This is a genomic window from Vibrio sp. 1562 (genome assembly GCF_033340155.1).
Classification (GTDB): Bacteria; Pseudomonadota; Gammaproteobacteria; order Enterobacterales; family Vibrionaceae; genus Vibrio; species Vibrio alginolyticus.
Genome location: NZ_JAWOVY010000002.1, coordinates 148,959 through 170,674 on the forward strand (window position 1 = coordinate 148,959; position 21,716 = coordinate 170,674).

Here is a 21,716-nt window from a genome sequence, read left to right on the forward strand (position 1 = left end):
CTGTTCCCAAAGCCGACTCGACAGCAAATAAGAGAGTTTATTATGTCTAAATATCAAGAAGCGAAACGCGTTGTACGTGAATACTTCAGCGCAATGGAAAACGCAACTCACGAGAACGTGGCAGAAGTACTAAAAGCACACACTTCAGAAGATTACCTATGGCGTGGTGTTTACCCATTCCGTGAGCAACAAGGCGCTCAAGCAGCGGCTGACGTTTTCTGGGCTCCTTTGATGAAATCAATGACTCGCATGCAGCGTCGTCAAGACATCTTCATCGGTGGTGAGAACGAAGTAACATCAGGTGAAATCTGGGTAATGAGCATGGGTCACTTCATGGGTCTATTCGACGCTGAATACCTAGGCATGCGCCCAACTGGCAAAATCATGAACATCCGTTACGCAGAATTTAACTGTGTTGAAAACGGCAAGATCACTAAGACTGGCCTATTCCTAGACCTTCTAGGCGCAATGGACCAAGCGGGTTGTTACCCACTACCACCATCAACAGGTAAGCACTTCGTATACCCTGGTCCTCGTAACCACGACGGTCTACTGTTCGAAGACGCAGCACCAGAAGAAGGCGTAGCAACACTAGCACTAGTGAACAAGATGGTTGATGACCTATCTGCACTGAACGACAGCGGCGCTATGGGTTGCCCACCAGAAGTTCTTGAGAAGAGCTGGTCTAAAGACATGATCTGGTACGGTCCATGTGGTATCGGTGCGTCTTACACAATTCCTCGTTACCAACAGCAGCACCAATTGCCGTTCCGTAACAACCTGAAAGACAAGAAGTTTAACGGCCACGTATGTCGTTTCGCAGAAGGTAACTTCTCTTGTTTCTTCGGCTGGCCAAACCTATCTAACACGCCAATCGGTGGTTTCCTAGGTATGACAGGTGGTGAAGTACGTGCAGACATGCAAGTGGTTGACGTTTACTACCGTGACGGCGACAAGCTATCTGAGAACTGGGTACTGATCGACCTTCCTTACTGGCTAAAACAGCAAGGTCTAGACGTGTTCGAGCGTACTCAACAGATCCTAAACCCTTCTCTATAAGAAGTCCTAGGGGCGGATTGTCAACACGCCTTTATGTTGCCTGAATCCCCTCTCGGTTCAGGTGACATGCTCCCAACTCGTGCCTCAAGGATGGGGCACAACCTCAAGATAGAACCCTTATTCAAAACGGGCATGAACGCACGGTGGCTTTCTGCGCCCTGAATAATGAGATTGATGATGAAAAAGTCGACCCTTTCTGCAGTGATTTTAGCAGCGCTTACTTCTAGCTCAGCCTTTGCTGCACACACTTTTGTTAATGACGCTGGCGACAGCCTAACCATCGATGGCCGTTTCGATCTTCGCTACCAAGACCGTGGCGGTGATGACAACGGCGAATGGAACAGCGGCAGCTCACGTTTCGGTTTGAAAGGCCAAATGGGTCTGGATAACGGCTGGACTGGTTTCGGTCACGCGGAATGGGGCTACAACTCTGGCGCGAACGGCGACAACATTTACGACCGCTTGCTATACGCAGGTGTTGATCACGAAAAATACGGCAAGATTGCTGCGGGTACTAAGCAGTGGTCTACCTTCTACGACGTAGCATGGTACACCGATTTAGGTCGTGTATTCGGTACTCGTGGCTCAGGTGTTTACAATCTAGCTGACTGGGGTATCGCATCCGGTGCTGGTCGTGCAGAAAACTCAATCACGTACCGTAATTCAATCAATGAAAAAGTGAGCTACGGCTTTACTTACCAAACCACGCGTGAAGATGTTGCTCTAGCAAGCAATGCGACAGCCTCATTGAAAAACGGCATGGGTGCGTCGATCACTTACAAACCGGTTGATGGCGTAACACTGGGTGCGGCTTACCATCAAAATGAAGTTGCGGATCTAGACGCAAGCGTGGTTGGCGTAGAAAACGGCGACAACATGCGCATCATGCTATTGGGCGCGAACTACAGCAACGGTGGCTTCTACGCGGGTGCGACTTTCCACGTTGGCGAAAACTGGGAAGCAGTGAGTCAAGGCGGTACGGACGTGATGTTCGATACCCTAGGTGGCGAAATCTACACTTACTACCACTTCGACAACGGCCTACGCCCAACGTTGAACTACAACTACATGGAAGATCGCGGTGACGAGACACAAGGTTATGAGCGTAACTTGCTGATTCCTGGTCTTGAATACCACTTCCAGAAGAACAAATTCCTAGTTTGGACTGAATACCAGTTCGACCTAGGTAAAGATCAGTACGATGGCAGCAAATTCGAAAACCGTGATGATCAATTCGCGGCAGGTATTCGCTACTACTTCTGATAATACTCATCGCTCACCACCTATACCCAAGTAACCTTAAGGTGGTGAGTGATGAAGTTCTTATCAACACTAAGCAAAGTTATCTTGAAGCCAAGTAGTCATCACTTCACTAATAATTAAAGGCTGCTCAAGCGTAGATAGATGCCCACACTCAGGGATAACATGAAGCGTGACGTTTGGGATGCATCTCTCCATGAGCAGATGATTGTCTAGCGGACAAAGCTTATCTTCTTTACCTGTTATCACCAACGTAGGAGCTTGAATGTCCGCCAATAAAGGTCGAGCATCCGGGCGAGTTGCTAACGCTTTAGCATGTGCTTCAAATGCCTCCAAACCTACATTGACCGCCATGCCTTCTATACGCTCAGTTAACGCTTTGTCTTGCAAACGGCTTGGATGAATCAGCACAGGCATCAGAGTGTCAGGCGTAATGCGTTCAAACTCACCACTTAACGCACGGCTAACCAGTGCATCACGCTTTTGTGTCACCTCTGGCTTTTCATCTGCTGCATTGGTATCCATGAGGATCAAGCCTTTGACTCTGTTTGGCGCTTGACGGTACACCTCAAAGGCAAGAATCCCACCCATTGATAAGCCACCCAAGACAAACTCCTGCGGTGCGTCTTGCAACACTTTCTGCGCCAGCTGTTCCATTGACGGCAATGAGGCCAGCGTCGGGCATGAAGGCTCAACCCAACTTGGCAACGCTCGGTTGACTTCCTCAAACAATGTGCCATCACAAAGTAGTCCGGGTAGCCAAACTAACAAGGTGGGTTGCGTCATTTTATTCTCCTGCCAGCGGCTTTGGTTGATCAGACCCAAGAATGCAATACGTCAAACTATTACCACGCAAGTTCGTCAGTGAATAAGACGCACCTTCTGGAACATTCAGCACATCACCGCGCGTTAAAACAACACTCGCTTGTTCGCCTTGATGCGTGAGGACCACTTCAGTATCGCCATCAAAGTTGATAAGCACTTGTTTTTCTTCTCGGCAGTGTTGAGGAATCGAGCCACCTTCAGAAAGCTCATAAGCCATGATGCTCACTTCATCTTCACTCTTTACTTGGAAGTCATAACTCGCCAAAGGATGACCCGTTAAGGCGTATTGTTTCACGTTGCTTCCGCCGAAATCGCCTTTGATTTCACGATAATCTTTTTGCAGAGCGACAAATGGCATCATCTCTTCTGCGGTGTAGGTATCGAAGGTCGCGAGCTCTTCTTCGGTAAGCAGCGGCATCAATTCTGATTCTTGTGGCACCGGGTCGCCATTAATGGTGTCCACGAGTGTGCCATCGGCTTTGAGGTATAAACCATAACCTTGACTGTCTTTAATAACGTTTGGATGCCAAATAACGCCGCCACCTGAATCGTCGCCGCCAAGTACCGAGAACATAAAGCCGTAATCGCGGCCAACCACTTCAAATCCACGGAAGAGATTGGTTGGAATCGAGATGACGTCACCGTGAGACAACACCGCCTCATGCTCTCCATCGTTCCCCCAATAAAAACGGAACTGACCTTTGAACACCAAGAAAAGCTCGGCGGTACGATGAGAGTGCAACGAATTTTTGATGCCCGGCGGTTGGCCTGCGGCACCAATGTTAAAGCCCGCCGTATCGCGAATATGAACATGCTGACGACTGCTCTCTGCCACCCCAGCACCGATAATGCAAAAGTTATCTTTGAGATCACTGCCTGGCGTGCGCGCATCAATAAACGCACTCGTACCCGGAATCAGTTCCATGTAGCGGACCAGGTTATTATTCATTTTAGATTGTAGAGTCATTGTAAATCCTTGTTGTCCTTGTTTGGACCTAGCCTTTGAATTGTTAGTTACAGACCTAAAGGTCGCCCACCATCAACCGCGATGGTATTGCCTGTCGAGAAGGTCAAAACGTCTGCTGCGGCGTACACGGCTTGAGCGACTTCTTCATCATTGGCTAAACGCTTAAGCGGTGTGGATTGTTCTTGTTGATTACGCCATGCGTCATCCAAGCCTTTGACAAACTCAGTGTCGACAAGCCCTGGAGCAACAGCCAAAACGCGAACCTCGGGAGACAGAGCGCGAGCTAAAGAACGGGTCATGTTCTCCGCGGCAGATTTACTTGCACAGTAAGCAATGTTGCTCCCCATCGCAGTCTGTGCCGCGATAGAAGTAATGTTCACCACACAACCATTGGCTTGCTTAAGCCAAGGCTCAAACGCTCGAACCATGGCAAAAGGCGCACGGACGTTCACTTGGAAAATTTGGTCAAACAGCTGGTCATCTAAACTTTGCAAATCAGAGTGCGCGACGAATTTCGTCATCCCCGCACAGTTGACCAACAGATCCAGCTTGTCGCTTATTTCACTGACTTGATGTTTAAGCTGTTCAATCGCACTAGAATCTGCCACGTTCAATTTGAATGCTAGATGCTCGTTACGTGGCAGCGAGGAAAGCACATCCTCGGCCGCTTTCTGATTACTGTTGTAAGTCAGAATTACGCGATATCCCGACTCAGCTAGCTTGCGACAAATGGCGGCACCCAGTCCGCCACTGCCGCCTGTGACTAAGGCAAGTTTCGACATATTACGCCTCTTCCACTTTGCCTTTGTAACGGCGCACACGAATATCCGCTTGCTCTTTGTGGCCAGCAAAACCTTCGAGTGCACACAAGCGAGAGCAGTACTCACCAACTTTGAGCGACGCAGCTTCCGTTACACGCTGGTAAGTACAGGTCTTGATAAATTTACCTACCCAAAGACCACCGGTGTATCGCGCCGCTTTCTTCGTTGGCAGTGTATGGTTGGTACCAATACATTTATCGCCGTAAGAAACGTTGGTTTCACGACCTAGGAACAAGGCACCGTAGTTGGTCATGTTATCTAGGAAGTATTTAGGATCTTCCGTCATCACTTGAACGTGCTCAGAAGCGATATCGTCTGCCACTTCCACCATTTCTTCGTAGCTATCACACACAATCACTTGTCCGTAATCTGCCCACGCTTTACCCGCGACTTCAGCCGTTGGAAGAATGGTTAACTGACGTTCAATTTCTTTGATGGTTTCTTGCGCAAATGTTTCGCTATTGGTCAACAATACAGCGGGAGAGTTGTAACCATGCTCAGCCTGACCAAGCAAATCTGCCGCTGCTAATTCTGGGTCACAACCTTTCTCATCGGCAATGACTAGGGTTTCCGTTGGGCCTGCAAACAAATCGATACCAACGCGACCAAACAACTGACGTTTTGCCTCTGCTACAAATGCGTTACCCGGCCCTACAATCATATCGACTGGCGCAATAGTCTCCGTGCCCAATGCCATAGCTCCTACCGCTTGAACACCACCGAAGCAGTAGATTTCATCCGCACCCGCCATTGCCATCGCAGCGACAATCGCCACATTCGGTTGGCCATTAAACGGAGGTGCACAAGCAATAACACGTTTTACGCCCGCGACTTTCGCCGTCAGTACACTCATGTGAGCGGATGCAACCAATGGGTATTTTCCACCAGGGATGTAACAACCCACGCTGTTTACTGGAATATTTTTATGCCCCAGTACCACACCAGGCATGGTTTCTACTTCGACGTCTTTCATTGAGTCACGTTGAATTTGAGCAAAGTTTCGAACTTGTTGCTGAGCGAACTCGATATCATGACGAGTCGATTCATCAAGCGCATCCACACAGGCTTGGATTTGCTCTTCTGACAGGCGGAATTGCTCCGGCGACCAGTTATCAAACTTTTCAGACAACTCACGTACAGCGCTATCACCTTTCGATTCAATATCAGCAAGAATGTTTTCAACAATCTGACGCACTTTTGCGTCGTTTGATGCTGATGCTTCTTCAGTGATTCCGTTTTTTAAAATGCGTGCCATTGGGTTTCTCCTTGAACATTGAGGCTGACGAACGGTTACTTTTATACTTTTGGATACGAATGCAAAATCAGATTAAACACTTAATTAACATTTGACAAGTTAAGTCAACAAAACACAAAAACTATCTTTAAGCCTTTGTATTAATTAATTAAAATAAATAAAAGAAAGTAATAAGGACCTTGATTGAGTTTAATTTTCAATCAAAAATGAGTTTTAGATCACATCATTTTTACTCATCATTTACATTTCTCCGTGTTAGTTTTTGCATACCTTTGCAAAGGAGATAATCATGAGCAATTTTAAGCAACGTCTGACTAAAGAAACGCTATTAGGTACATTTGTTAAAACCCCTCATCCTCACATTATCGAGGTATTGGCACTGGCAGAGTTGCCTTTTGTGGTACTGGATGCAGAGCACGCACCTTTCGATCGTTCCTCGCTTGATCTGTGCATCATGGCGGCCAGAGCGAATGACCTCGCGTGCGTGGTACGAGTACAAGACAGCGCCCCTTCAACCATTTTGAACGCGCTTGACTGTGGCGCGGCGGGTGTACAAATTCCCCATGTTTGTACTGCTGAGCAAGCGACGCAACTGGCGAAAATCTGCCATTACGGCGAAGGTGGCCGAGGGTATGCTGGTTCCAGTCGAACAGCGCAATACGCCACTAAACCCATGGTTGAACACTTAAAAGACAGCCGTGCGAATACGATTGTCATTGCACAAATTGAAGACCCTCAAGGGGTCGAAAATGTTGAAGCGATTGCCAATGTTGAAGGTATTGATGCGCTCTTCATTGGCCAAGTTGATCTCACTGTCGCTTATGGTGCTGATAGCGTTCATGATGAGAAAGTCGCACAAGCAAGTATGCGAGTAATCGAAGCGGCCAGAGCCGCCAATAAACCTGTTGGCATGTTTGTCGCGACGGCTCAACAAGCTCGGGAATGGCGTGAACTCGGCGTTAGCTTCTTTTGTGTTGGGTCTGAACACAAAATGATCATTGATGGCTTCAAACAAGAGAGAAATGTGATGAATTCTTGAGTTTTCTCTGATATTTACGCCTTATCAATGTAATGCTCTAGACACAGAAATCCCCTAGCCCATACACTCAGCACGTATGAGCAGGTTCAATGGCCTTAAATAAGGAGTATCACCATTAAAGCGAAAGTAACTTCGATCGACGTCGCGAAGATGCTCGGCGTCTCTCAATCGACGGTATCTAGAGCATTCAGCCCGACTGCGAGTATTAGCGAGAAGAAACGCAAAATGGTGATGGATGCCGCAGCTAAGCTCGGATACACACCGAATGCCATCGCCCGAGGTCTGATTTCGAATCGTTCAGGCTTAGTGGCGATTGCGTTAGATAGCGAATCAAACCCAATGTACGACATGCAATCTCGTGCTTTGGCTGTCGAAATTCAAAAGCGAGGCGGACAAGTTGTGCTTTGCCCTATCGACAAGGACGACCTCGATCTCGCCATTTCACGCGCCATTGAATACCAAGTGGACGGACTCGTTATCGCAACCAGCCGTTTAACCTCACGCGCGTTTGCCCAATGCGAAAAGTTTGGCGTTCACTTAAGCTTGATCAACCGCTACGCCGAAGGCATTAATGCCAACAGCTCTGGTATTGATAACCGCTTGGCGGGCCAACAAGCTGCGGAGTATTTAACGCAGAAAGGCGCAAAACAGTGTGCTTATATCAGTGGCGATGCTGGCTCCATGACCAGTGAAGAGCGTTGGCTGGGTTTCTCTTCAAAGTTGCAAGAACTCGGCGCTCCATCACCAACGTTTATCCAAGCCAAGTACAGCTTTGAAGCAGGCTTAGAAGCAGCGAAAGCGATCTTGTCGCACACTAGCAAACCCGATGCAATTTTTTGTGCAAACGACATCCTCGCCATGGGTGTGATGGATGGCTTGCGACAAGCCGGAGCAAAGATCCCCCAAGACTTCTCTGTGATGGGTGTAGATAACATTCCGATGTCTGCATGGCCGAGCTATGATTTGACCACCATTGCTCAACCAGTCGACAAAATTGTTAAACGAGCGGTTGAAGATTTGATGAATCGAATCAACGGCAACCTGGATGCAACTGGCGAATACCTTTTCGAGCAAGGCACCTTGATCGAACGTAGTAGCACCATTTAATAAATCCATTTTTATTCATTCTTCATAAACAAAATGCCTTGCTTTCGAGTAAGGCATTTTCTGTGATCACGATTAAATTTTCACCAATCGTTATTTAATTCCTCATCAATTCATCAATCTTGTTATTGACTTGTTACTTTAATGTTTTATTTTGGATTCGTATGCAAAATGGATATGAATTGCTCAACTAATTTATAAAAACATAAAAAGTTGTGTGACTTGCCGACGAATGCCAATGGCAGGTCATACCAGAAACAAGGAAGAACGATGAAGAAAGTAATCCTTACTTCACTTACCGCACTGGGGCTTGCATTTAGCAGTATGAATACGTTTGCAACCAGTGTTATTCGTCTTGCTCATGACAGTCAAGAAACCTCTCCCGTACACAAAGCAATGCTCTATTTCGAACAAGAAGTGGAAGCTCGCTCAAACGGTGAGATAGAAGTTGAAATCTATCCGGCAAGACAACTAGGCGATGTGCGTGAGACGACTGAACTCGTACAGCAAGGCAACTTACAAATGACGTTTGGTGCGTCAGTTTTACTCTCTCCCTACGTCCCAGAGTTTAACGTGCTCGACGTGTTCTACCTTTTTGATAGCGAAGAGCAAGCACACAAAGCGCTCGACAGTGAGAAGATCGGACAACCATTGTTGAATGCTATGGAATCAAAAGGCTTTCATGGACTTGGCTTTATGGAGGTCGGCTTTCGTAGCGTGACCAACAACAAACAGCCAATTGATAGTATTGAGGACCTGAAAGGGCTAAAGATTCGCTCGGCATCTAACCCCACTCAAATAAGCGCGTGGAAATCTATTGGTACTGCGCCAACACCTCTGTCTTGGGGAGAAATTTTCACCTCGTTACAACAAGGCCTGATTAACGCTCAAGAAAGTGCTATCTACTCTATTTATGCCGAACGTTTTTACGAGGCACAAAAGTACCTCTCTTTAACTAACCATATATACACCAACTACGTGTTGTTCATGAACAAATCGTTTTGGGATTCACTGCCGGCCGCACAACAAGCGCTGATCAGTGAAGTAAGCAAAGAAACCATCGCAAAACAGCGTGAGCTCGCCGCGCAGCAAAACCAAGAAGTAATCAAAGAGCTCGAAGCAAAAGGCATGACGGTTAACATCGTCCCAGACGAGGTACGCAGCATCATGAAAGAGAAAATGAATGCGGCCGTGTACCAGGACTTGCGCAGTAAAACGGGTAAAGACTTGTTTGACAACGTGATGGCCGAGATAGAACGCCTATAACTCCCACTCTTTTGCACGATCTGGCAACAGGTCGTGCTTTCTCGTTTTGGAGGTGAACATGAAGTGGTTTCGCTTACTAGACAAATACCTAGAACCTACCCTTATCGTTATCGCGATCTCGACGATGACAACTTTACTGTGCTTGCAAATCGCACTACGCCTATTTGACGCAACGATCGCGTGGGCTGAAGAGCTGGCACGTTATTTATTCGTATGGGCGATGTACCTGAGCATCAGCTATTGTATCCGAGATGATCGACACATCCGCATTCGTGTGTTCATAGATAAACTTCCGGGCAATTGGACGCAATTCAGTTTGATTGTCTCTGATCTTATCTACCTTGCCTTTAGTGCCACTGTCGCCTGGTTTGGATTTAAGGTTATAAACCGCAGCCTGCAACTCGGTCAGATTGCACCCGCAATGGAAATTCCTATTGCGTGTTTGTATACCTCTGTTTTAGTTTGCGCACTATTAAGCTGCGCGCGCCTAGTGACAAGCATTTATCAACGTGTGAACGCGTGCTCCACCAGCAATGAACGAGTTCGCTTTTCTCGCCAACGCTATCGCCATATCAAAGCAAAGTATCGTACTTCTAACCGACTATTGGAGTTTAACGCATGACGTCTGCACTTTTGTTTGGCAGCTTTGGTCTGCTTCTGCTCATTGGCGTTCCGGTCGGTATTGCTCTGGCGGCAGCCAGTATGGTCGCGATACTCAGTCTGCCATTTCTTAACATCGAGTTTTTAGTCCAAGGGATGGTAACAGGGCTCGACTCTTTCCCTCTCCTCGCCGTCGTTCTTTTTACCTTGGCAGGTAACCTTATGAGCCAAGGAGGGATCTCAAAACGATTATTGCATGTGGCGGAGGTCTTCTTTGGCCACTTTACTGGCGGGCTTGGCATCGTGGCCATTGTGGCGTGTATGTTCTTCGCTTCCATCTCTGGTACAGGGTCTGCCACTGTTGCCGCTATCGGCCTGACGATGATTCCCTCGATGGTGAAGAAAGGCTACGACCGCAGCTTTGCAGGTGCCTTGATAGCCTCTTCCGGCGGGATTGGTGTCATTATTCCGCCTTCTGTGGTGATGATCGTCTACGCGATCACTGCTGAGGTCTCGGTCACCAAGATGTTCATGGCGGGCATCATTCCTGGCTTGGTCGTTGGTATGGTATTGATCGGCTACTGTCTGATTGTCTCCAAAATGCGGGGCTACACAGGTAACGAGCACAAAGCGACTTGGGCAGAGCGTCTTGATGCGCTAAAAGAAGCCAGTTGGGCAATGCTACTACCCGTTATCATTCTCGGTGGCATCTATTCCGGCATTTTCACGCCTACCGAATCAGCCGCCATCGGAGTTCTCTATGGCTTATTCTTTGGCATGTTTGTTTATAAAGAACTCAAACCAACGCAAGTGGTGAAAATCATTCTAGAGTCGTCACTGTTAGTTGGCGCTGTGCTCGTCATTGTGGGTGCGTCCGTGACGTTTGGCCGCATATTGACCCTAGAACGTCTACCGACCGAGATTGCTCAGTTCATTCTATCGATTACTGAAAACAAACTTCTGATACTGCTTTGCATCAATGTCCTGTTGTTGCTTGTCGGTACCTTTATGGAAACGCTGGCAGCCATTGTTATTCTCACGCCAATTCTGTTACCCATTACGTCAGCACTCGGCATGGACCCCGTTCATTTTGGGATCGTGATGATCGTGAACTTGGCCATTGGCTTTGTTACGCCTCCTCTGGGTGCCAACCTGTTTATGGCAAGTCAGGTAGGCAAAGTACCGATAGAGTCGCTCTCTAAAGCCATCATGGGCTGGATTGGTGCAATGATAGTGGCCTTGATGTTGATTACCTTCATCCCTGCCATCTCGCTATCATTACCTGCGCTTTTATCCTGATCGTTGCACTCATAGAGCGCTTATGACTGTTATAGCCACTAGATAAACACCTTTCTAGTGGCTTATTCGTTATTTACTTCCGATTTAATAAAAAGCCTTTAAGCATTCGTATGCAAAAGGAAAATTTGAAAGATATAAGGATAATTGACACCAAAATAGCTGAATGTTAGCGATAAAGTCTATTTGGGTGCCTTGATCTGCATGATTATCAGTTTTGGCTTAATCATTTGTTTCCATTCAAACAGATAAAAATAAATTAAGCGATTAAAAACAATAAGATATTAGGAAATTCATACAAAAAACTTTGACTTCCTTTCTTATTAACACGTCTAGATAAGAGATAGCTTCCATCTCTCCTGTACTTTTTTAGTTTATTTTCCGCTCAATTGTTAAAAATCTGATCATCAGCACGCTATTTAAACAATTGAAAAACAATCCGTTGACAAAATGGCAACATGATATATTTTGAATACGTAATCAAAACATAATTATTCAATTACGGAGGTGATTTATGGCCATGGTTGGCTTCGATGAAAAGTGGCGTGATTTTCCCGACTACATTCTTGGTATCACAAAAGAGATTTGGGAAGACCGAGGTTTAAACACCTTAGAACACTACTACTCTCCCGACATTGTTGTGCGTACTCCACTCTCTATCGTTCAAGGAAACGAAGGGGTGATCAGTGCAACAATGGCGACACTGGCCGAGTTTCCCGATCGCACGCTATATGGCGAAGACGTCATTTGGTCAGGCACCCCGGAACAAGGCATGCTTTCTTCTCATCGAATCATCTCTACTGCAACACACAGTGGCAACGGCTTCTACGGGCAAGCCTCGAACCGCAAACTTCGTTTCCGTATTATCGCAGATTGCCACGCTATCAATAACCAAATCAATGACGAATGGTTGGTTCGCGATCAAGCCGATATCGCGAAACAACTGGGTATGACGTCAGAAGAGTTTGCACGCCAACAAATCGAATTTGAAGGTGGCGTGGAATCAAGCCCATTTCCGTTCACACCTGAAGTCGACATTCCTGGACCTTATTTGGGCGTAGGCAACGACAACGAATATGGTCAGCGCTATGAAGCAATTCTCAGAAGCCTTATGAATGCCGAGTTCTCTATAGTACCGAAAGAGTACGACCGCGCTTGCATCGGCGAATACACTGGCGGTCAAAATGCCCTATCATACTCGGAAGTCGATCATTTTTGGATGGCACTTCGTGCGTCTTTCCCAAATGCTCAATTTACCGTTCACCATCGTATTGGCCGGGATGACGACATGATGTCACCACGCGCTGCAATTCGATGGTCTTTGCACGGTAAGCATGAGGGATACGGGATGTTTGGTAAGCCTTCAGGAAAAGAGGTTTACATCATGGGGATCAGCCACGCTGAGTTTGGCCCTTGGGGTCTTCGTCGCGAATTCACTTTGTTTGACGAGACCGCAATCTGGAAGCAAATCCTGCTACAACAAGGCTAACGGCTGACTAAACACTATTTATTAAAATCACAGACAGTAAGGAAGCAACATGTCACTCAACATCATCGAACAGTTCTACCAGAACTACTTCAAAGCCGCAGACATCGAGCAAAAACAGGCCGCTCTGCAAACTTTGAACCCTGACGTAAAATGGTGCGTGGCGCACCCTGTGAACGATCTTAATGGCCCAGATGCAACCCACGAATCTTTCCTCTCACCACTTGTTAATGCTTTGCCTGACGCCGAGCGCCGACCAATAATTGTTATGCACGGCGAATACGAAGGCCGCACTTGGTACAACTCTACCGGCTACTTTATCGGTACATTTGAACAACCACTGTTTGGCATCCCAGCAACAGGGAAAACACTCTACTTGCGTTACACCGAAATGGTGTGTGTGGAGAACGACCAAATCACCGAATCTTACATGATCCCAGACTTCATCGACGCGATGAATCAAGCAGGCTGCAACCCTCTTCGTAAAAGCTTAGGTCACGATGGCTTGGTTCCTTCTCCTGCAACTTCTAACGGTATTCAACAATCTGTTGTGTCTTTGGAAGAAAGTGAAAAGAGCGCCCAGCTGGTTGAAGATATGCTGTCTTGCTTGGGTCGTTTTGATGGCAAAGATCTTTTCTCGATGGATTTAGAAAACTACTGGCACAATGACTTCATGTGGTACGGCCCTGCTGGTATTGGTACTACGCGCGGTATCAAAGGTTTCCGTAACCACCATCAAGCGCCATTTGTGTTTGCGTTCCCAGATCGAAGTGTCGATATTGAGGTCAATTTTTTGGCCAAAAATGACTACGTATCCACAGGTGGTTGGCCACATATGCATGGTACTCACACTGGTCACAGTGGCTGGCTCGGTCTTGCCCCAACCGGAAAACACATCGAACTTCGCGTTATGGACATTTGGCGACGCGAAGGCGATTTACTGAAGGAAAACTGGGTGGCGATCGACATCGTTCATATCCTGCTGCAACTTGGCTATGACGTGTTTGCACAAATGAAAGAACAGTTAGAAGGACCTAATTATGCATGAGTTTGGCGCACTTAACTGGAGCATCCTTGGGGGATACATCGCCCTAACGCTAGTACTGGGTGCGGTGATTGGTAAGCGAGTCACTTCAGCTAGCCAATTCGCTTTGGGTGATAAGAGCATCCCTTGGTGGGCGATCGGTATTTCTGTCGTTTGTACTTACGTGAGTGCCATGTCTTTCCTTGGCGGGCCAGCTTGGTCTTACAAAGAAGGCCTGTCGGTTATCGCGATTCACCTCAATTATCCGCTGGTGATCTTCTTCATCGTGGCTGTGTTTATGCCGTTTTTCTACAACAACGGTTTAACCTCCATCTACGAGTATCAAGAACGACGCTTCGGTAAGGCTTCACGACTGACTTTGTCGTTTATCTTCCTTATCAAACAAGCATTGAGCTCGGCAGCCGTACTCTACGCGACAGCAATGATTTTAGAGTTCATTACTGGTATCGACGTGATGTACTGCATCATGATCGTCACTGCAATTGCCCTTATCTACACCGTAATGGGCGGTATCGCGGCTGTCATTTGGACCGATGTGATTCAAGCAGTAATCTTATTTATTGGCGCATTCATCATCATTGAAGCCGTTTGGAATGGCATGCCTGCTCCAATGACGGAGGTCATGGCAGAACTCAAAGCGAAAGGAATGACCGATGCCCTACAAACAAGTTTTGACCTAAGCCAAGTAACGACTGTATGGGCCGGCGTTATCGCAATGACGATGTTCCACACCACCGTGTATGGCGGTAACCAGATGATGGTACAACGTTGTATGGCCGCGAAAAACATGGGCGATGCGAAAAAGGCAATGTTGATGATGGGCTACGTGGCCTTCTTTATTTACTTTGTCTTTATCTTGCTTGGCGTCCTGTTCAACGCTTATTACGACGGTAAAGAGTTTGAAAACGGCAACACCATCATTCTTCATTATGCGAGTGAATATGGAATGCCAGGCTTGATGGGCATCATTGCCGCTGCGATTCTGGCGGCAAGTATGTCGAGTCTCGATTCCGCATTTAACTCAATGGCGACCGTTTCTGTGGCTGACTTTTACAAACGCTTCTACAAGCAAAACGAGTCGGAAGAGCATTACTTAAAGGTATCGCGTTTATTCACGGTGGCGTGGGCGATTTTGGTCATCATTCCAGCGATCATGTTTGCCACCAGCACAGGCTCGGTACTGGAAGTGCTGAGTAAGGCAGGCTCTTACTTTGTCGGTGCGAGCTTCTGTATGTTCGTCCTTGGTTTCTACTCAAAACACATTACGGAAAAAGGCTTGTTAATTGGCGTTGCTGCTAGCTTCTTGGTGATCTGGTATGTAGCCGTTGCGACCGATATTGCGTGGCCTTGGTATTGCGTGATTGGCGTCCTTGTGAATGCCGTTGTCGCTTACATTGCTAGCCTTCTCCTGACGGGTAAACAAGATGAAATGCATCTTTACACAGTGAAAGGCCAGCAAGCGGAATATGCTCGTCTAAATAAACCAATCAAGGAAGATGGTTGGTATGTCGTTCCCGGCAAAATCGATGCTCCATGTTATGGCTTACTAGTGATGTTTGTATTCTCGATCGTGATGCTTTGGGGGATCAACGCGTTTACCGACAACGCTCCTATGCTGATTAACTTTATGCGTGGCTGCTCTATTCTTGTCGCTACCGCTTGCATCGGATACATGGGGTATTCACTCCTCTCCCCGAAACGTAAAGTTGCAGTCAAACAAGCAAATTAATGTTCTTTACGTAGATACTGTACGTCCAACAAACGGACAGTATCTACGCTCTAGATCTAGTGCTAGCTCAAAGCAAATCGAATGGGTTAACCCACATTTTGCTTTTTAACACTCCAAAGCCATTATTCTACTTAGGATACCCCGTCAGAACATTTATGAATACGTACCTATTTATGCTAGTCTTATGACCTCAATTACTGGCAACTAAGTTTTATTCATGAAATCAATTAAACACGTAGTCACATCAAAAGATGTGGCAAAGATGGCAGGCGTCTCTCAATCTACTGTATCGCGCGTGTTTGTTCCGGGTAGCTCAGTATCCGAAAAGACCAAGCAAAAAGTCTTTGAAGCGGCTAAAGCCCTTAACTACCGCCCTAACGCCTTTGCACGTAGCCTGACCACAAACGAATCGAAATTGATAGGTTTGGTGTTTCCTGATGCGGATTACCCTATCCATATGAAAACACTGCAGTTAATTTCCAGTGAGTTACAGAAAAAAGGTTATTCTGCCGTATTGATTCCATGGCAAGTGGATGAAGAAGAGGGCCACTCAATCCCAAATATCTTCCAGTATCGCGTCGATGGTGTCATTGCTGCTTCCGCAACCTTCAATAAGTCCCTTTATGAAGAATGTGAAGAGTTTAATATCCCAATTGTTCAATACGCACGAGTTGTTGAAGGTACTAGGAGTAGCTACGTTATCAGTGACAACTACGAAGCAGGCCAACAAGCCGCGCAACTTCTGCACAAAAGTGGCGTGAAGAACGCGGTTTATTTGACGGGAGAAGTGCCAACCTTTACGAATGACGAACGCCAAAGCGGCTTCTGCTCTGAATTTGAAGACCTAACCGGCAAGACGCCACGCATCATTGAAGCCAGCTATGACTACGCGAGCTCACTTGATAAAGTCCGTGCCATACTGGCAGACAAAAATCGGCCTGAAGCAGTGTTCTGTGCAACCGATAACCTTGCGATGGCGGTCATGGATATCGCCCGTATAGAATGCGGGTTGAGGATTCCTCAGGACTTACAAGTCATTGGTTTTGATAATATTCCTCAGACAGAATGGTTAAGCTATCAATTAACCACGTTCCGCCAGGATTTCCGTCGCCTCGCTCGCGAGTGCGTGAAGATCATTGTTGATCAAATTAATACGAAAAACGGCAGCCTAGTAAAAATGATGGTGCCAGTGAAGTTAATCGAGCGCCAGACAACAAAAGCTTAAATAGCTATAGCCAGCCATTCGGTTGGCTTTTTTATTTGCCTCTGACTCCCAAATGGCTCATTTAGTGTTGTAAGCATTAATGAACCCATGTATATTTATGAGCTATTACACTATATGAACCAAACAAAAAAAGGCTCATAATCCTTATGACCACGTATCTTTACACTCGTTATTCGCCAAAAAATCGAGCTTACCAAGAGCACCTTAATACTCTAAAAGCTTTTGCTCCCGAAGCTCAGCATTTTGAGGATAAGGTTCGTGGTTGCATGCCTCCAACCGAGAGAGAGGCATTCTTACAACTGCTCGATTCCGTCAGAACTGGGGATACGATTGTGCTCTGGTGGCTGACCGCATTTGGTCGCGACTTTAGTCAAGCATTGAACACAATAAAAATGCTACTCGATAAAGGGGTAACATTGAAAACCGTATGTGAATCACTAACTTTTGAGCCAGGTTCTGTTCAAACTCAAACACTACTCACAGTGTTATCTGGATATGGGAAAGTGCAGACTGAACATCGCCTGTTTGCCGCAGAGCAAGGGCGACAGGCCATTAAAGAGCAGCCAGAATTATGGAAACAGAAGTTTCGCGGCCGCCCCGCAAACAAAACCAAACACCAACAGATCGCAACGTTGCTGCTAGAAGGCTACACATTGCAAAACGTAGCAGAGCAATGCGAAGTCAGTCTATCGACTGTGAAGCGGGTCAAAGCAAAGCTAAATGAAGTGGATGACGAAGGCGGCTTAAGATCACGACGCCAAAAAGGTTGTTTGAATGGAGACCAGTCATGAGTCGCCCAATCAACTCTCATACTATACTACTCGCCTGTCTTATTATTAGCGTTGGCCAGTTGAGCATGGGGCTAGTCATGCCCTCTTTGCCATGGATAGCAAAAGACTTTTCCATCTCCCTCGACCAAGCTCAACTACTTGTGAGTATTTATTTGCTCGGCTTTGGCCCCTCTCAATTTATCTACGGGCCAGTGTCAGATGCTTTAGGACGAAAAAGAGTATTACTTACCGGTTTACTCATCGCGATGTCTGGTCTGCTGATGATTATTTTCTTCAGTGACACATTTACAGGGATGGTGATGGGGCGCTTTTTACAAGGGTTAGGTACAGGATGCTGCGCGGTACTCGCGAGGGCGTCGACTCGAGATAGATTTAGCGGGGATGAACTCCCAGTGGCAATGTCTTACATCGCCATGGCGGCTTCAATCACGCCACTTATTGCACCTGTGATTGGCGGCTTTATCAACTTCCACTTCGGTTGGAGTATGGTGTTTATTTCTCTATTGGGCTATGTCTCGCTGGCCTGGGTAATCATCGCCTTTAAGTTCACAGAAACCATCACAAAACGTTCTGTCATTCCGTCACCCCGAAAAATGTTACTCCAATACAAGAGCTTACTTACGTCTCGTTACTTTATGAGTTTCGCCAGTATCAGTTGGTTAAACTTCAGCTTAATGATTACGACAGTCTCTGTGATGCCATTTATCATGCAAGATCAAATTGGCATGACCTCCGCTCAATACGCGATATGGGCGCTCATTCCCGCTTTGGGTATGTTATGTGGTACCACGATTTGTAACCGAGTAAGGCCAATTATTGGCAATAAAAAAATGCTGCTTTGCACCCCATTTCTTCACCTCGCTGCCGCAATATGGTTATTTTTCTGCCCTGTTGAGCCTCTATTTCTGATGCTAGGACAGCTATTAATGATCTTGGGTAATGGTATTGCCCTACCTTGTGCACAAGCGATGGTAATGCAACCTTATAAAAAGCAAGCAGGTGCCGCAGCGGCAATGTCTGGTGGTGGACAAATGGTCGTCTCCTCATTGGTCAGCTTAACTCTGGTGCAGCTTGGATTGAGTCAAGCATGGCATCTAGCGATCGTTATCGTAATATTTGCATCGCTTACCTTCACCAACATTCAACGTGGCTTTAGTGCAGAGCAACCTTCAGAACAATAACAACAAACATACTATTGTCCTTATAGCTACAACAAATCGTATAAATTTAAATTTAGGAAAAGTTGGCGGATACTAACATGATGTTGCATTTAAGAATGGGCGCCGTAACACTCGCCACATTGATATCCGCTGGTACTGATGCGAGCGCCAACGAGAACTGGCAGTTCGAGAGTGACAAGAATGGAATCACAATTTACTCCCGAGAACATAGTGACGGTTTAGTTGAGATCCGTGCCCGGATGTTCACACCCACCAGCTATGGTGCATTTTTAACGCTACTGGAAGACAGTGACAACATCCCGAACTGGATTGACAATGCCAGTCATAGCCGGGTTTTAAATCAGATATCGGCCACCGAGAACATCGTTTACACCCAGTTTAAAGCACCATGGCCTGCCAAAAATCGGGATATGGTCACCTACTCAAAGTACTGGGTCGATGAGCTGGGATTCACCGTAGAAATCAAAAGCGCACCTGACTCATATCTTGCTGAACAAAATGGTTATGTTCGAATTCGCTCGGTTGATGCGACTTGGGAGTTACAAAAACTCACAAACGATACAACACTCGTGGAATACAAGGCGTTTGCTGATCCCGGAGGTCTATTGCCAAACTGGCTGATCAACAAACTTTCAAAAGAAAGTGCATGGGCGACATTTGGTAACTTAAGAAAAGAGTTACCTGAATATCAGCAATACTCTCATCCTCAAATAGATGAGTAAGCGTCGCTCTTCCCACTCGCTTTTTAATGCGGTACATAATAACAAAAGGCGGCATATGCCGCCTTTTTCTACTCAATGTGTTACTGTTGTGCAACCGTTACAGGTTTAGTTGCACCACGGTAATCAAACTCAAAACCAATACCTTGGTCTGTCACGTCCATCGTCATACCACCAACAAGCTCGCCTTGTAAGCTTTTGACAACATCATCCGGAACCGGCTCCCCAGTGATTGACGACGCACTCTCTAACACTTCCAAAATACGCTCTGAATCAAAACCAAAGCTGAACAAGCCATTTGGAGAAAGTGATTGCGCCATCACTTCTTTGCTTGCTTCCGCAGCACTATCACCACTGTAAAGGGTGAAATGGTTTTCGTTTAGACGAGCAAACACGTCCACCTTCATGCCAGTATGCATTTCTAATAGGTCACTGACATTAACAGGTTGGTTATCCGGTTGAATTTGCAATTGAGCAAGTTCAGGAACGAACATTTGCGCAGTTTGAATAAGCATCATTGGATCATTGGCAGAAAGAGACAACATACCATCTAGCTGGCTAAATACTTCACCATGCTGAGCATTAGTATCTACTTTGATATCAAACATTTGCAGGCTTAAGCCTTTGAGGCCGTTAACCATGCCTGACCCCATGCTTACAGCGGCTGCTGGATTCTGGCCGCCCATCTCTTGCTGCATTTGTGTCAATAAAGAGCATTGATATTGAGGCTGGGTCAAGTCAGCCCAAATCTGACCAATCGATGGCGCTAGCGTATTAATGTCTAAACCAAGCGCCATACTAAAGAAACTCTTATCACTTTTAGACTCTGCCAATACACCACGAATCGACTTGAGCGCATCTAGAATCACTTTATTGTTGGACTCAACAACAAAAGAACCTTTAATGAACGCCTGATCGCCTTTCATCTTGTATTCTGCAAACGCGACGGACTGAGGCCAGTTTTCTGCAACTTGAGTAAGCTCAGTATGGCAGGCTGGTGAACGCATTTCCTCAATAGTTGGTTCAGGATCTATTGCATCCAACGTGCTGATTTGACGAGCAAACATATTGCCATCTTTCGTCGTCAAACCTTTAATCACTTCGCGATGATCAAAGTAACCAAAAGAGTTGTTGTTTTCACCGTATTTGGCTTGCAACGCCTCAAGGCGTCCACTGTCAGCAATATTTTGACTTGGTGCTTCAAGCCCTAATGCCATTTTAATCGGGTTTTGAACGCCCAGTTGCGGAACATCAACCGTTAACGTAAGCACGTTATCAACCACGGCTACAACCAAGCCAATACCGTCCTGCGGGTCAATTGAATCAGTCATCTCGTAACGACGATACTCGACTTCACCAAGCTTAACCAACTCATGCTTAGCGCCGCTCATCTGCTCTTCATGATCCAGTGTTTTCCATAACGCGGCAGGGTCTTCAATATCCACTTTGTACACCGGTACCATACCAATTGTGTACAACACAGGATTAATGTTTTCCCCGGTGCCCAAATAAGCTTTTAATGTTTCTGGCGACGCAGCACTCTCTAGGTATCCATCGAATAAGTTAACTGCAAACTGCTGTTGTGGAGACAGTGGTTCATCGGCAAAAAGTTCTGCAATCGAGCCTTGATTCGCCGTACCGAATGCGTTCATGTATTTATAATGGTTAAAAGGTTCAGTCTGATACGTCACCATAAGTGAATCTGCAGGAACTTGCGTTAACAGTGAGCCTGCATCACTCGCGGTAGTATTGTTTTGGTACAGGTAGCCAGCGCCCCCTGCTGCTGCGACCACTGCTGTAGCCAATAGTAGTTTTTTCACGACCAACTCCGTTGTCATAGTTATGTGTTCCTAAACGAAATGTAACGCTTAGGTTTAAAGCCAATGAATAGTGCTTTATATCAACCGCTATCATAAACAAGTTATCGATGTAATGAATGTCGGTTTGATAAATTATCCAACATTTATAAGGCAAACCGTGAAGTAAGTTGAATTGCGTGCGGATGCTATTGGCAATATTCACAATCCAATTTCTCGGATAACCGCCTT

Annotated in this window: 19 protein-coding genes; 14 read left to right on the top strand and 5 right to left on the bottom strand. The window is 46.4% G+C overall.

The window, feature by feature from the left end:
* Positions 1–42 precede the first annotated feature (42 nt).
* Both R7Z49_RS02440 and R7Z49_RS02445 read left to right on the top strand, forming a co-directional pair.
* Entirely contained in the window at positions 43–1,059 is a 1,017-nt protein-coding gene (locus R7Z49_RS02440) for a nuclear transport factor 2 family protein (RefSeq protein WP_005374772.1), read from the top strand.
* A gap of 177 nt (positions 1,060–1,236) precedes the next feature.
* Positions 1,237–2,322, top strand: a complete 1,086-nt coding sequence (locus tag R7Z49_RS02445; RefSeq protein WP_017634480.1) for a porin — start codon at positions 1,237–1,239, stop codon at positions 2,320–2,322.
* A gap of 69 nt (positions 2,323–2,391) precedes the next feature.
* Here the strand turns inward: R7Z49_RS02445 and R7Z49_RS02450 are convergent, their stop codons facing one another.
* The 4 genes from R7Z49_RS02450 to hisD are packed head-to-tail and all read right to left on the bottom strand — an operon-like array spanning position 2,392 to position 6,187.
* Complete coding sequence (locus tag R7Z49_RS02450; protein ID WP_005383420.1) at positions 2,392–3,105, bottom strand: alpha/beta fold hydrolase; 714 nt, start codon at positions 3,103–3,105, stop codon at positions 2,392–2,394.
* Position 3,106: 1 nt separating this feature from the next.
* Positions 3,107–4,111, bottom strand: a complete 1,005-nt coding sequence (locus tag R7Z49_RS02455) for a cupin (protein WP_005374765.1) — start codon at positions 4,109–4,111, stop codon at positions 3,107–3,109.
* Positions 4,112–4,158: 47 nt separating this feature from the next.
* Entirely contained in the window at positions 4,159–4,893 is a 735-nt protein-coding gene (locus tag R7Z49_RS02460) for an SDR family NAD(P)-dependent oxidoreductase (RefSeq protein ID WP_005383422.1), read from the bottom strand.
* Between the two features lies 1 nt (position 4,894).
* Entirely contained in the window at positions 4,895–6,187 is a 1,293-nt protein-coding gene (gene hisD, locus R7Z49_RS02465) for a histidinol dehydrogenase (protein ID WP_005374756.1), read from the bottom strand.
* Between the two features lie 289 nt (positions 6,188–6,476).
* Between hisD and R7Z49_RS02470 the strand changes: the two genes are divergently transcribed.
* From R7Z49_RS02470 to R7Z49_RS02525, 12 genes are all read left to right on the top strand, one after another.
* A complete protein-coding gene (locus R7Z49_RS02470) occupies positions 6,477–7,226 on the top strand; it encodes an HpcH/HpaI aldolase family protein (RefSeq protein WP_005383427.1) in 750 nt (249 codons plus the stop codon).
* A 150-nt stretch (positions 7,227–7,376) separates the two neighbouring features.
* The gene (locus R7Z49_RS02475) at positions 7,377–8,333 is read left to right on the top strand and encodes a LacI family DNA-binding transcriptional regulator (protein WP_005374746.1); all 957 of its coding nucleotides are present in this window, start codon (positions 7,377–7,379) and stop codon (positions 8,331–8,333) included.
* A 267-nt stretch (positions 8,334–8,600) separates the two neighbouring features.
* The gene (locus tag R7Z49_RS02480) at positions 8,601–9,596 is read left to right on the top strand and encodes a TRAP transporter substrate-binding protein (RefSeq protein WP_005374744.1); all 996 of its coding nucleotides are present in this window, start codon (positions 8,601–8,603) and stop codon (positions 9,594–9,596) included.
* Positions 9,597–9,654: 58 nt separating this feature from the next.
* On the top strand, positions 9,655–10,218 hold the full coding sequence (locus R7Z49_RS02485) for a TRAP transporter small permease (protein ID WP_005374742.1): 564 nt from the start codon (positions 9,655–9,657) through the stop codon (positions 10,216–10,218).
* Positions 10,215–11,495 (top strand): TRAP transporter large permease, encoded by a 1,281-nt coding sequence (locus tag R7Z49_RS02490; RefSeq protein WP_005374740.1) that lies wholly within the window; start codon positions 10,215–10,217, stop codon positions 11,493–11,495. The genes R7Z49_RS02485 and R7Z49_RS02490 overlap by 4 nt, the downstream gene beginning before the upstream one ends.
* Positions 11,496–12,006: 511 nt before the next feature.
* Positions 12,007–12,981, top strand: coding sequence for an ester cyclase (locus tag R7Z49_RS02495; RefSeq protein WP_005374738.1), 975 nt, complete (start codon positions 12,007–12,009; stop codon positions 12,979–12,981).
* 49 nt (positions 12,982–13,030) lie between these two features.
* A complete protein-coding gene (locus R7Z49_RS02500) occupies positions 13,031–14,026 on the top strand; it encodes an ester cyclase (RefSeq protein ID WP_017634491.1) in 996 nt (331 codons plus the stop codon).
* Positions 14,019–15,752 (top strand): sodium:solute symporter family transporter, encoded by a 1,734-nt coding sequence (locus tag R7Z49_RS02505; RefSeq protein WP_222716864.1) that lies wholly within the window; start codon positions 14,019–14,021, stop codon positions 15,750–15,752. Before R7Z49_RS02500 ends, R7Z49_RS02505 begins: the two co-directional genes overlap by 8 nt.
* 217 nt (positions 15,753–15,969) lie before the next feature.
* Positions 15,970–16,977 (top strand): LacI family DNA-binding transcriptional regulator, encoded by a 1,008-nt coding sequence (locus tag R7Z49_RS02510; RefSeq protein ID WP_017820101.1) that lies wholly within the window; start codon positions 15,970–15,972, stop codon positions 16,975–16,977.
* A 146-nt stretch (positions 16,978–17,123) separates the two neighbouring features.
* Positions 17,124–17,768 carry a recombinase family protein gene (locus R7Z49_RS02515; RefSeq protein WP_054576561.1) on the top strand — a complete coding sequence of 215 codons (645 nt, stop codon included), beginning with the start codon at positions 17,124–17,126 and terminating at the stop codon, positions 17,766–17,768.
* Entirely contained in the window at positions 17,765–18,949 is a 1,185-nt protein-coding gene (locus tag R7Z49_RS02520; RefSeq protein WP_054576560.1) for a multidrug effflux MFS transporter, read from the top strand. Before R7Z49_RS02515 ends, R7Z49_RS02520 begins: the two co-directional genes overlap by 4 nt.
* A gap of 77 nt (positions 18,950–19,026) precedes the next feature.
* Entirely contained in the window at positions 19,027–19,671 is a 645-nt protein-coding gene (locus R7Z49_RS02525; protein ID WP_104976385.1) for an START domain-containing protein, read from the top strand.
* 80 nt (positions 19,672–19,751) lie between these two features.
* Here R7Z49_RS02525 and R7Z49_RS02530 read toward each other — a convergent pair whose 3' ends face one another.
* Entirely contained in the window at positions 19,752–21,506 is a 1,755-nt protein-coding gene (locus R7Z49_RS02530) for a hypothetical protein (protein ID WP_318111289.1), read from the bottom strand.
* Positions 21,507–21,716 lie beyond the last annotated feature (210 nt).